This window comes from Streptomyces sp. NPDC054794, assembly GCF_053611585.1.
The window spans coordinates 9,911-22,394 of record NZ_JBSHAQ010000007.1 but is presented as its reverse complement, the minus strand read 5'-3'; the positions used below and the strand labels follow the sequence as shown (position 1 = coordinate 22,394).

Sequence of the window (12,484 nt, the reverse complement as noted above, 5' to 3'; positions counted from 1 at the left end):
GGGCGGTTACGGGTGTGCGGGCACCGTCGTCAGCAGCGGCTTCGGGGAGGTCCTGCCCGCCGGTGAACCCATGGCGGTGACGGTCAGGACCAGGGCGAGCGCGACGGCGAGACCGGTCGCGGCGGCGATCAGGGCGCGCATGCGGGGCCTCCGGACGGACGGTTCCTGATAGGGCGTCAGGTCCGGCACCGTAGCAACGGGGGGCCGAGATGAGAACACGTTGCGCACACAGACGAGGGCGCCCCTCCGCCGAAGCGGGAGGGGCGCCCTGGGGTGTGCGGCCGACCGGGGCCCTAGGGGGTGGCGGACGCCGTCGCCGACGGGCTCGTCGACGGGCTCGCGGAGGTGCTGGGCGAGGGGCTGGGCGACGAGTCGGCCGCGGCGACCTTCAGTTCGACGGTCAGCGTCGCGCCGCCGGTGGTGACGATGCGCAGCAGGAAGGTGCCGGTCGCGTCGTCCGCGTACAGCTTCGGCAGCTTGATCAGGCCGTTCGCGTCGGTCTGGAGGTTCGACAGGGTACGGACGGCCTTGCCGCTGGCGTCCTTGAAGTAGGGGCCCTGGTCGTTCTCGGTCGCGTCGCTCGCTGACTTCACGAGGGTCGCGGTGGCGGCGACCTTGTCCGCGACGGCGCCCTTGTAGGTGGCCTTCACCTCGACCTGGTCGGCGAACTCGCCGCCCGGGGTGCAGGTGAGCGGGGTGTCGCTGGTGCGGGCGAGGGTGTCGGCGGCGCGCGCGGTGACCGTGGCCTTGTAGTCGACACCGCCGACCGAGCGGCCGACGACGGCGACGTGGACGGTGAAGTCGCCGGTCTTCTCGCCGGCCTGGAGCGCGGGGGCGACCGCCACGCCCTTGCTGTCGGTGGCGACGGTGGCGACGCTCTCGCCGCCGGTGAAGGTGGCGTCCGTGTCACCGACGACGGTGAAGCGGACCCGGACCTTGCCGACGGTCTTCCCGGCCTTGTTCTCGGCCCGCGTGCTGATCCTCTTGTCGAACGCGTCGCCGGCCATCGCGGTGAGCTCGGCGGTGCCGGCGTCCTCCAGGTGGTCCACCGTGTCGGTGGGCGTGGGCGACGGCGTGCCCGGCGTGGACGGGAGGGGGCTGGGCTTGCCCGGGTTCGGCTTGGTCTTGGGCCGCTTCGAGTGGGACGGGTGTTTGCCGCCCTTGTCGTCGCTGCGGCCCGAGGGGAGGGTGCCGGTGCCGTCGGGGATCGAGTGGGTGCCCTCGCGGTAGTACTCCAGCCACGACAGGACCGTGTTCAGGTAGTCCTGGGAGTTGTTGTAGCTGAGGATCGCGCTGTGCAGGTTGTCCTGGGCGGACAGGTCCCAGCCGTTGCGGCACAGGTAGTGGCCGGCCGCGAGCGCCGCGTCGTAGACGTTGTTGGGGTCCTTGACGCCGTCGCCGTTGCCGTCGCGGCCCGCCCAGGCCCAGGTCGACGGGATGAACTGCATGGGGCCGACGGCCTGGTCGTACTCGCTGTTGCCGTCGTACCGACCGTGGTCGGTGTCCTGGATCAGCGCGAAGCCGTTGCCGTCGAGCTGCGGGCCCAGGATGGGGCTGAGCGTGGTGCCGTTGGCGTCGACGTTTCCGCCGCGGGCCTGACCCGACTCCACCTTGCCGATGGCGGCGAGCAGTTGCCAGGGCAGGTTGCAGCCCGGCTTGGCGCCGCGCAGTTCCGAAGCGGCCCTCTTGTACGCGTCGAGGACCGTCGCGGGGATGCCCGCCTCTATCTCACCCCGGGCGACCGGGGTGCCTATCGTGGACGACGGGCTGGGCTTGGGGCTGCTGAGCGGCGGCAGGTCCGTGTAGTACGGCGAGTTGCCGGTGGCGTTGCTCTCGGGGACCGCGTCCGGCACGGGAGCGCTGGATCCGGCGGCGGCCTGTCTGCCGTTGTCGGCCGTCACGCCCGGTGCCTGGGACGCGGAGAGAGCCGCGACCGCTGCCGCGGCCACGGCGGTCGTCGCCGCCCCCTTGCGCAGTCGCATGCCGAATTGCGCCGCCATAAGGTGATTCCCTCCCCTGGACGACTGAGCGCCCGTCGTGTAATTCCGCTCGCCCTGTTGTGACGGTCGACCCGGTGCTGTGGTTGCCTCCGCTGCGACGTTCGATTCGTGCGCCGGTGTTTTTCGACCGGAGCCCGGCAAGGCAACCCAAGTGACCCTACGACAACTTGCTTTACAGGGGCACCCGGTGATACCGGCTTTTCACCAGCCGGCCATGCGCTGTTGTCGTGAGCGTCCGGCAGGTGGCCGTCCCCCATACTGGACAGAAGTGATCACGGGTCGGCCCGTCGCACTCGGGTACGGCCGACCACCGCCCCGGGGGGACCAGTTGCCGTTCACGCTCAGCCATGCGGCCGCCGTCCTGCCCGCCGTCCGCGGGGACGGGACCGGCCGGGGCCGGCTGGTACCCGCGGTCCTCGTCGCGGGCTCCTTCTCGCCCGACATGACCTACTACGCGGCGAGTGTCCTGCCGGGTGCGATGCCCTTCGGGGACGTCACGCACTCCTTCGCCGGTGTCTTCACCGTCGACGTGCTCATCACCTGGGCCCTGGTCGGACTGTGGCTGCTCGTGCGCGAGCCGTTGATGGCGCTGCCGCCCCGGGCCCGGCAGGGGCGGACGGCCGCCCTGCTGCGCTGCGGGGCGCCCCGCGCGCGGGTGCAGCCGGCCACGGTGGCGTGGTGGTACGTCTCGGCGGCGCTCGGCGCGCTGACGCACGTCGTGTGGGACGCGTTCACGCACCTGGACCGGTGGGGGATGCGCGTGTTCCCGGTCCTGGGCCGGGAACTGGCGGGCATGCCGGTGTACTGGTACCTGCAGTACGGCGGTTCGGCGGTGGCCGCGGTCGTGATCGCCGTGTTCGTCACGTACGCGGTACGGCGGGCGCCCGCGGGTGACCCGGTGGGGGTGCCGGTGCTGTCGGTACGGGACCGGTGGTGGGCCGGTGCCGTGATCGGGGGCTGCGCGGTGCTCGGGGCGGCGCAGCGGCTGTCGCGGTGGCCGGCGCACGGCAGCGGTGGCGCGGTGAAGCTCCTGGATGTCGTCCCGACCGTGTGCTTCGGGGCGGGCGCCGGGCTGGTGCTGGGGCTCGTGGTGTACGCCGTGGGGGTCAGGGCGTGGCGTCCGGCCCCGGTTGCCGTTGCCGCTCCGGCCGGCGGGGATCTCGCGGAGCGCGGCCGTCCGGTCGCTCGGTGAGGGTCGCCACGAAGACGGTGATCGTGCGCGGCGGGCGTGTTCTCGGGAGCAGGGTGAGAAGCAGCGCGAGATAGCCGCGGACGAGGTCGGCCCACTGGCGCCAGAGGTGGGCCAGGTCGACCCCGGCGGCCCGGGCCGTGAGCCGGCGCCTGAGGGCTGCCGCGGCTCGGCGCAGGACCGTCGCCGGGTCGGTGGGGATGCGGGCGGTGCTTGCGTCGGCCGCGAGGGCCGGGAGCCGCACGGGCGGCAGGGCCGGGACCGCGGCGGCGTTGGCCTGCGCCGTGGTCCGTGCCTGGGCCGGCCGGCGGTGGAGCATGCGTATACCCATGCCCGCATCCTGACTGGCGGGGTGGGTGGGGGCGTTTTGGCGGGGGCCACGTGAGTGACGGGCCCCTGCGGGGCTTGGGCCGGGGTTGGGCGGGTGGGGGCTTGGCGGGGGTGGCGGAGGGTTCGGCACCGCCGGGACGCGCCGTGGGGGTGTTCGCCGTTGCGGCGGTGATTTTTCCGGGGCCGCCCGCACGTCCCGGGCCCGCCGCAAGATCCCAGGTCCGCGCAGAGGGCGTGGCAGCGTCGGGAGCCGGGGGGCCCGAGTGGTCGGCGCACGCCCTCTGTCGGACCGCCGAGGGCTAGTGCGCGGCGGACTCCCAGTCCGGGCCCGCGCCCACCGAGACGTCCAGGGGGGCTCGGAGGTGGACGGCGTCGGCCATTTCGTGGCGGACGATCTCCTCCGTGGCCGTGCGCTCGCCGGGGGCGATTTCCAGGACGATTTCGTCGTGGACCTGGAGGAGCATGCGGGACTTGAGGTCCGCCGCCCGCAGGGCCCGGTCGACGTTCAGCATGGCGATCTTGACGATGTCCGCCGCGGTGCCCTGGATCGGCGCGTTCAGGGCCATGCGCTCGGCCGCCTCGCGGCGCTGGCGGTTGTCGCTGTTGAGGTCGGGGAGGTAGCGGCGGCGTCCGAAGAGCGTCGCCGTGTAGCCCGTGGCCCGGGCCTCGTAGACCGCCCGGCGCAGATAGTCCCGTACGCCGCCGAAACGCTCGAAGTAGGTGTCCATCAGGGCGCGCGCCTCGGCCGCCTCGATGTTCAGCTGCTGGGAGAGGCCGAAGGCGGACAGGCCGTAGGCCAGGCCGTACGACATCGCCTTGATCTTGCGGCGCATCTCCGCGTCCACCGCGTCCCGCTCGACCGAGAAGACCTGCGAGGCGACCGTGGTGTGCAGGTCCTCGCCGGAGGTGAACGCCTCGATCAGGCCCTCGTCCTCGGAGAGGTGGGCCATCACGCGCAGCTCGATCTGGCTGTAGTCGGCGGTCATGAGGGACTCGAAGCCCTCGCCGACCACGAAGCCGCGGCGGATCGCCCGGCCCTCGTCCGTGCGCACCGGGATGTTCTGCAGGTTCGGGTCGGTCGAGGAGAGCCGGCCGGTGGCCGCCACCGTCTGGTTGAAGGTGGTGTGGATCCGGGCGTCGGCGGCGATCGTCTTGATCAGGCCCTCGACCGTGACGCGCAGCTTCGCCTGCTCGCGGTGGCGGAGCATGACGACCGGCAGTTCGTTGTCGGTCTGGGTGGCCAGCCAGGCCAGGGCATCGGCGTCGGTGGTGTAGCCGGTCTTGGTCTTCTTCGTCCTGGGCAGTGCCAGCTCGCCGAAGAGGACCTCCTGGAGCTGCTTGGGCGAGCCCAGGTTGAACTCGTGCCCGGCGGCCGCGTGGGCCTCCTTCACGGCCTGCTGCACAGCCCCGGCGAACATCTGTTCCATGGCTTCCAGGTGTGCCCGGTCGGCCGCGATGCCGTGCCGCTCCATCCGGGCGAGCAGCGCGGAGGTGGGCAGCTCCATGTCGCGCAGGAGGTCCGCCGCGCCGACCTCCTGGAGGCGGCCCTCGAAGGCCTGGCCCAGGTCGAGGATGGCGCGGGCCTGGATCATCAGGGCCTCGGCCTCGGCGCCGTCGTCCGCGCCGAAGGCCAGCTGGCCGTCGGCCGCCGCGGCGGGGGCCAGCTCCCGGTGCAGGTACTCCAGGGAGAGGGCGTCCAGGTCGAAAGAGCGGCGGCCCGGCTTGACCAGGTAGGCGGCGAGCGCGGTGTCCATGGTGACGCCCTCGACGCTCCAGCCGTGCTCGGCGAAGACGCGCATGGCGCCCTTGGCGTTGTGGAACACCTTGGGGCGGTCCGCGGCGGCCAGCCAGCTCGCGAACGCGTTCTCGTCGGCCTCGTCCAGCTGGGACGGGTCGAACCAGGCGGCGGCCCCGCCGGCCGTGGCGAGCGCGACCTCGGCGACCGAGCCGGTGCCCAGCGCCCAGGTGTCCACGGTGGCGACCCCGAGGGTCTGCGTGCCGTGCTCGGAGAGCCAGCCGGCCAGCTCGCCCGTGCCGAGCACGGTGCCGTCCAGCTCCACGCCCTCCGCGGCGACCGGGGTGGTCTCGGCCTCCTCGGCTCCGGGGTCGACGGCGAACAGACGCTCGCGCAGCGACGGGTTGCGGATCTCCAGGGTGTCCAGGACCATCGCGACGGTCTTGCGGTCGTACGCGGCCCGCTCCAGGTCGGTGACCGTCCGGGGCAGCTCCACCTGGCGCTCCAGCTCGGTGAGCCGGCGGTTGAGCTTGACCGCCTCCAGGTGGTCGCGGAGGTTCTGCCCGGCCTTGCCCTTGACCTCGTCGACGCGCTCGACCAGCTCCTTGAAGGAACCGAACTGGTTGATCCACTTCGCGGCCGTCTTCTCGCCGACGCCGGGGATGCCCGGGAGATTGTCGGACGGGTCGCCGCGCAGCGCCGCGAAGTCGGGGTACTGGGCCGGCGTCAACCCGTACTTCTCGAAAACCTTCTCCGGGGTGAAGCGGGTCAGCTCCGAGACGCCCTTCGTCGGATACAGCACCGTCGTGTTCTCGGTGACCAGCTGGAAGGAGTCGCGGTCACCGGTGACGATCAGCACCTCGAAGCCCTCGGCCTCGGCCTGGGTGGCGAGGGTGGCGATGACGTCGTCGGCCTCGAACCCCTCGACGGCGAAGCGCGGGGCGTGCATCGCGTCGAGGAGCTCGCCGATCAGCTCGACCTGACCCTTGAACTCGTCCGGGGTCTTGGAGCGGTTCGCCTTGTAGTCCGTGAACTCCTCGGAGCGCCACGTCTTGCGGGAGACGTCGAAAGCCACCGCGAAGTGCGTGGGCGCCTCGTCGCGCAGCGTGTTGGCCAGCATCGACGCGAAGCCGTAGATCGCGTTCGTCGGCTGGCCCGTCGCGGTCGTGAAGTTCTCCGCGGGCAGCGCGAAGAACGCGCGGTAGGCCAGCGAGTGCCCGTCCATGAGCATCAGTCGGGGACGGTCGCCGCCGGAGGTCTTGTCGGTCTTCTTCGATGCTGTCTCTGCCACGCCTCCGATCCTGCCACGGCCCACTGACACTCGGGGATCCCGGTCGCTCCGTCCGCCCGGGCCCCCGGTGAGAGCGGCACAGAGGCACGGCCGGTTCGGCACGGCCGGTTCGGCACCGCCGGACGACCCCCGAGCGGAGCCGCTCACCTATCAATAGATTTGCCCGATATGCCCAACTTGCTCACGATGCCCGGCCGATGTCGTTGTCACTGCCGCATGGGAGGATCGTCGCCGTACTCCCATCACACAGTCGTAAGGAGAGCGTGCGATGGCAACGAAGCCGCCCCAGGGTGACCCGGTTCAGGACGCGCCGCAGGTCGCCGAGCCGAAGCACGCGGCGGCGGGGCTGCCGGCCATCGGGCACACGCTGCGGATCGCCCAGCAGCAGATGGGTGTGAAGCGCACCGCGCTCACGCTCCTGCGGGTCAACCAGAAGAACGGCTTCGACTGCCCCGGCTGCGCCTGGCCGGAGCCGGAGCACCGGCACAAGGCGGAGTTCTGCGAGAACGGCGCGAAGGCGGTGGCCGAGGAGGCCACACTGCGCCGGGTCACCCCGGAGTTCTTCGCCGCGCACCCCGTCGCCGACCTGGCCCACCGCAGCGGCTACTGGCTGGGGCAGCAGGGGCGGCTCACGCACCCCATGTATCTGCCCGAGGGCGCCGAGCACTACGAGCCGGTCTCCTGGGAGCGCGCCTTCGACATCATCGGGGAGGAGATCGCCGAGCTCGGCTCCCCCGACGAGGCCGTCTTCTACACCTCGGGGCGTACGAGCAACGAGGCCGCCTTCCTCTACCAGCTGTTCGCGCGCGAGCTGGGCACCAACAACCTGCCGGACTGCTCGAACATGTGCCACGAGTCGTCCGGCTCGGCGCTCTCCGAGACCATCGGCATCGGCAAGGGCAGCGTCCTGCTGGAGGACCTCCACCGGGCCGACCTGATCATCGTCGCCGGGCAGAACCCCGGCACCAACCACCCGCGCATGCTCTCCGCCCTGGAGAAGGCCAAGGCGGGCGGCGCGAAGATCATCAGCATCAACCCGCTGCCCGAGGCGGGCCTGGAGCGGTTCAAGAACCCGCAGACCGCGCAGGGCATGCTCAAGGGCGCGGCGCTGACCGATCTGTTCCTGCAGATCCGCATCGGCGGCGACCAGGCCCTCTTCCGTCTCCTCAACAAGCTCGTCCTGGAGACGGAGGGCGCGGTCGACACGGACTTCGTCCGCGAACACACCCACGGGTACGAGGAGTTCGCCGAGGCCGCCCGCGCCGCCGACTGGGACGAGACGCTGACCGCGACGGGCCTCACGCGCGCGGAGATCGACCATGCCCTGCGGATGGTCCTCGCCTCGAAGCGCACCATCGTCTGCTGGGCCATGGGACTCACCCAGCACAAGCACTCCGTCCCGACCATCCGCGAGGTGGTCAACTTCCTCCTCCTGCGCGGCAACATCGGCCGCCCCGGGGCCGGCGTGTGCCCGGTGCGCGGTCACTCGAACGTGCAGGGCGACCGCACGATGGGCATCTTCGAGCGGCCCGCCCCCGCCTTCCTGGACGCCCTGGAGAAGGAGTTCGGGTTCGCGCCGCCGCGCGAGCACGGCTTCGACGTCGTCCGTGCCATCCGTGCGCTCCGCGACGGCGAGGCGAAGGTGTTCTTCGCCATGGGCGGCAACTTCGTCGCCGCCTCCCCCGACACGGACGTCACCGAGGCGGCCATGCGGCGGGCCCGGCTGACCGTGCACGTGTCGACCAAGCTCAACCGCTCGCACGTCGTCACGGGCGCGCGGGCGCTGATCCTGCCGACGCTGGGCCGCACCGAGCGGGACCTCCAGGGCGGCGGGGAGCAGTTCGTGACCGTGGAGGACTCCATGGGCATGGTGCACGCCTCCCGGGGGCGCCTGGAGCCGGCGAGCGCGCACCTGCTGTCCGAGCCGGCCATCGTGTGCCGGCTGGCGCGGCGGGTGCTCGGCGAGGACAGCGTCGTCCCGTGGGAGGAGTTCGAGAAGGACTACGCGACGATCCGTGACCGCATCGCGCGCGTGATCCCCGGGTTCCAGGACTTCAACGCGCGCGTGGCCCACCCCGGTGGCTTCGCACTGCCGCACGCCCCGCGCGACGAGCGGCGTTTTCCGACGGCCACCGGGAAGGCGAACTTCACGGCGGCGGCGGTCGAGTACCCGGCGCTGCCCGCGGGCCGGCTGCTGCTGCAGACGCTGCGCTCGCACGACCAGTACAACACCACGATCTACGGCCTCGACGACCGCTACCGGGGCATCACGAACGGCCGCCGGGTGGTCCTGGTGAACCCGCAGGACGCGCGGGAGCTCAAGGTCGCGGACGGGTCGTACGTCGACCTCGTGAGCGAGTGGCGGGACGGCGTGGAGCGGCGGGCGCCCGGGTTCCGGGTCGTGCACTACCCGACGGCGCGGGGCTGCGCGGCGGCGTACTACCCGGAGACCAACGTGCTCGTGCCGCTGGACGCCACCGCCGACACCAGCAACACCCCGGCCAGCAAGTCCGTCGTCATACGTCTGGAACAATCGGCGACCGACTGAGCGTTTGCTCAGTCGAGCTGGAGCGAATGATCACGACGAACGGAGCCGGGTCCATGGGCGAGCAGCAGAGGGTGCAGTTCCCGCAGGAGGTCATCGACGAGTACGCCGCGCTCGGGGTCGACCTGCCGGCGTTGTTCTCCGCGGGGCACCTCGGGACGCGGATGGGCGTGCAGATCGTCGAGGCGTCGGCGGAGCGGGTCGTCGGGACGATGCCGGTGGAGGGGAACACACAGCCGTACGGACTGCTGCACGGGGGCGCGTCCGCGGTGCTGGCGGAGACCCTGGGCTCGGTGGGCTCGATGCTGCACGGAGGCATCTCCAAGATCGCGGTCGGTGTGGACCTCAACTGCACGCACCACCGCGGGGTGCGCTCGGGATCGGTCACCGGGGTTGCCACGCCCGTGCACCGGGGGCGGTCGACGGCGACGTACGACATCGTGATCAGCGACGAGGAGGGCCGGCGGGTGTGCAGCGCCCGGCTGACCTGCCTGCTGCGTGACGTGAGGCCGGGCGACGAGGCCCACATCCAGACCCCCAAGGCCTGACCCCGGCCCCGCGGCGGCCCCCACCGGGCCGCCGCGGCTCACCGACCGTCACTCCCCGCCATGCGTCACTCCCCGCCATCCGCCATTCCGGGCCAACCGCCACTCCGCGCCGCAACGCCCCGCCGAGCCGTTGCCCCGCGGCCCCCGTCGGCTTAGCGTCGGCGCATGGGACGGCGAGGGGGCACCCGGACGAGGGTGACCGCACGGAGGCTGGGACTGGCGCTGCTGGCAAGCGTGTTGGCCGCCGGATGCGACGCGACCGGGTCCTCCGCCGACGGATCCGGTCGCCCCGGCGGCACCCCGCCCCCCTCCGCCCCGGCCCCCTCGGCGACCTCCTCGGCGCGGCCGGCCTCCGATGCCGAGCTGTGCGCCACGATCGTCGCCCACTGGTCGCGCACGGTGCTCGACAGCGGCACCTACGGCGACTACCAGTCCATGGGGCTGTCCAACGGGCAGTACGAGATCCTGCGGAACGTCGTGGACGCCGCCCGTGACGTGAAACGGCGTCAAGGGGCCGTGGCAGCCGACGAGTTGATCGACCGTGAGGCACGCGCGGCCTGTGTCGACCGGTACCGGGACGGAACCCCGAGCGGAGGCCCCTGGCGATGAGCGGCGTCGGTCCAGTCGAGCCGGGAGAAGGCACGCGCGCGCGGGAGGCGCACGACACGGACGCCGTCCGGGCCCCCGGCCGTACCCGTACACGCCTCACGGAGGCGTACGCCCGCCACCGTCGCGCCGCCCTGGCCCTCGCCGTGGCGGCCGCCGTCCTCGCGGGCGGCGGCTACCTCTACGCCACCCGGCCGAAACAACCGCCGCCGCCCGAACCGCCATACCCCGCACAGGCGGTGGAGATGGCCTTCCTGAACGATCGGCCCACCGCGCCCGGCGCCCCGCCCCGCAGCTTCAGCTTCGAGGTGTCGCTGACCGTGCTGTCCGGACCGCCCGTCACCGTGACCCGGGTGACCCAGCCGTACGCCGGCCTCTGGTTGTCCGTGGCGCCGCGCGCGCCCTTCCGAACGAAGGCGGGCGCCCCCCGCAAGATCACGATAACCATGCATGTGACGGATTGCGGAAAAGTACCGAAGGACGCCGGACTACCTTTCCTGGAAGTAACTCTACGTAATGCGCGCGCAATGCAGGCGCAGAGTTTCATCCTCGGGGAGCGCTACGCACAACACTTGTCCGAGGCCCTGCAAGTCGCCTGCGGCAACGGCCCGCGTAATCACCAAAACGCCTGAGACGCCTGAACAGAACTCGGCGAGTCCTGCGGGTTCTCAGCATGCGGACAGGGCGAATCAGTCCGAATTCAGGCCTTCCCCCCACGGTGTACCGCTGTGCATTACCTCGTGTCATAACAAGAGCGTCACAGCATTCGTCAGACCCTCCTCGACGTTCCCCACCCGCGCTTAGAGTCACGGCCAGTCACCGCGCCAGTCGCATTCTCACTTCTGCTCCGCGGACGACTCGACCGTCTCCACGGGGATGCGGTTGCGCCAGGGAAAGGACTGACCGTGCGTCAACGTTCGCTCATCGCCATCACCGCCGCGCTGGCAGCGGGAGCACTCACCCTCACCGCCTGCGGCTCGCGCGACAGCGGCGACAAGGGATCCGACTCCGGCAACGGTGGCGGCACCACTGTCGTCATCGGCGTCGACGCCCCGCTGACCGGCGACCTGTCCGCGCTCGGCCTGGGCATCAAGAACTCGGCGGACCTCGCGGCCAAGCAGGCCAACAAGAAGAGCTACGTCAAGGGCGTGACCTTCAAGATCGAGGCCCTCGACGACCAGGCGCAGCCCTCCTCGGGCCAGTCGAACGCCTCCAAGTTCGTCAGCGAGAAGGAGGTCCTCGGTGTCGTCGGCCCGCTGAACTCCTCCGTGGCCCAGTCGATGCAGAAGGTCTTCGACGACGCGAAGCTGGTCGAGGTCTCGCCGGCCAACACCAACCCGGCGCTGACCCAGGGCGACAACTGGCAGACGTCGAAGGCGCGGCCGTACAAGTCGTACTTCCGCACCGCGACCACGGACGCCATCCAGGGCCCGTTCGCCGCGCAGTACGTCTACAACAAGGCCAAGCGCACCAAGGTCTTCGTCATCGACGACAAGAAGACCTACGGCGCCGGCCTGGCCGCCACGTTCACCGACGAGTTCAAGAAGCTCGGCGGCAAGGTGGTCGGCACCGAGCACATCAACCCCGACACCAAGGACTTCTCCGCGGTCGCCACCAAGGTGAAGAACTCCGGCGCCCAGGTGGTCTACTACGGCGGCGAGTACCCGCAGGCCGGCCCGCTCAGCAAGCAGATCAAGGCCGCCGGCGCCAAGATCCCGCTGGTCGGTGGCGACGGCATCTACGCCGACGACTTCATCAAGCTCGGCGGCGCCAGCGCCAAGGGCGACCTCGCCACCTCGGTCGGCGCGCCGGTCGAGACGCTGCCCTCCGCCAAGGAGTTCGTCGCCAACTACAAGGCGGGCGGCTACAGCGAGGCGTACGGAGCGTACGGCGGTTACTCCTACGACTCCACCTGGTCGATCATCGAGGCCGTGAAGAAGGTCGTGGACGACAACGGCGGCAAGCTGCCCTCCGACGCCCGCGCGAAGATCACCGAGGCCATGCAGAACGTCTCCTTCGACGGTGTGACCGGCAAGGTCTCCTTCGACGAGTACGGTGACGCGACCAACAAGCAGCTCACCGTCTACTCGGTCGAGAACGGTGCCTGGAAGGCCGTGGAGTCCGGCACCTACAACGGCAGCTGACCCACACCCGCACCATCGAGCCGCGGGGGGGGGGGGGGCACAGGCGCCCCCCCCCCCCAACCCTCCCCCCCCACAAGAAGAACAAAAAAAAAACAA

Annotated in this window: 10 protein-coding genes; 6 read left to right on the top strand and 4 right to left on the bottom strand. The window is 71.2% G+C overall.

Features of this window, described 5'->3' with window-relative positions; translation table 11 throughout:
* Positions 1-6: 6 nt before the first annotated feature.
* Complete coding sequence (locus ACWGKT_RS09065) at positions 7-141, bottom strand: SPW_0924 family protein (RefSeq protein WP_235460035.1); 135 nt, start codon at positions 139-141, stop codon at positions 7-9.
* A gap of 152 nt (positions 142-293) precedes the next feature.
* Positions 294-2,000 carry a lytic transglycosylase domain-containing protein gene (locus tag ACWGKT_RS09060; RefSeq protein ID WP_453273064.1) on the bottom strand — a complete coding sequence of 569 codons (1,707 nt, stop codon included), beginning with the start codon at positions 1,998-2,000 and terminating at the stop codon, positions 294-296.
* A gap of 328 nt (positions 2,001-2,328) precedes the next feature.
* Between ACWGKT_RS09060 and ACWGKT_RS09055 the strand changes: the two genes are divergently transcribed.
* Positions 2,329-3,192 carry a DUF4184 family protein gene (locus ACWGKT_RS09055; RefSeq protein ID WP_453273220.1) on the top strand — a complete coding sequence of 288 codons (864 nt, stop codon included), beginning with the start codon at positions 2,329-2,331 and terminating at the stop codon, positions 3,190-3,192.
* Here the strand turns inward: ACWGKT_RS09055 and ACWGKT_RS09050 are convergent.
* A complete protein-coding gene (locus ACWGKT_RS09050) occupies positions 3,107-3,520 on the bottom strand; it encodes a hypothetical protein (protein ID WP_453273063.1) in 414 nt (137 codons plus the stop codon). The two genes, ACWGKT_RS09055 and ACWGKT_RS09050, sit on opposite strands and share 86 nt — an antisense overlap.
* A 298-nt stretch (positions 3,521-3,818) precedes the next feature.
* Positions 3,819-6,545 (bottom strand): DNA polymerase I, encoded by a 2,727-nt coding sequence (gene polA, locus ACWGKT_RS09045; protein ID WP_453273062.1) that lies wholly within the window; start codon positions 6,543-6,545, stop codon positions 3,819-3,821.
* 268 nt (positions 6,546-6,813) lie between these two features.
* Between polA and ACWGKT_RS09040 the strand changes: the two genes are divergently transcribed.
* The 5 genes from ACWGKT_RS09040 (at position 6,814) to ACWGKT_RS09020 (ending at position 12,388) form a co-directional block, all read left to right on the top strand.
* Entirely contained in the window at positions 6,814-9,093 is a 2,280-nt protein-coding gene (locus tag ACWGKT_RS09040) for an FdhF/YdeP family oxidoreductase (RefSeq protein WP_453273061.1), read from the top strand.
* A 53-nt stretch (positions 9,094-9,146) separates the two neighbouring features.
* Positions 9,147-9,638 (top strand): PaaI family thioesterase, encoded by a 492-nt coding sequence (locus tag ACWGKT_RS09035; RefSeq protein ID WP_356140581.1) that lies wholly within the window; start codon positions 9,147-9,149, stop codon positions 9,636-9,638.
* A gap of 165 nt (positions 9,639-9,803) precedes the next feature.
* Positions 9,804-10,247, top strand: coding sequence for a hypothetical protein (locus ACWGKT_RS09030; protein WP_453273060.1), 444 nt, complete (start codon positions 9,804-9,806; stop codon positions 10,245-10,247).
* Positions 10,244-10,876 carry a Tat pathway signal sequence domain protein gene (locus ACWGKT_RS09025; protein ID WP_356140584.1) on the top strand — a complete coding sequence of 211 codons (633 nt, stop codon included), beginning with the start codon at positions 10,244-10,246 and terminating at the stop codon, positions 10,874-10,876. Before ACWGKT_RS09030 ends, ACWGKT_RS09025 begins: the two co-directional genes overlap by 4 nt.
* 273 nt (positions 10,877-11,149) lie before the next feature.
* Complete coding sequence (locus ACWGKT_RS09020) at positions 11,150-12,388, top strand: branched-chain amino acid ABC transporter substrate-binding protein (protein WP_235456932.1); 1,239 nt, start codon at positions 11,150-11,152, stop codon at positions 12,386-12,388.
* Positions 12,389-12,484: the final 96 nt, after the last annotated feature.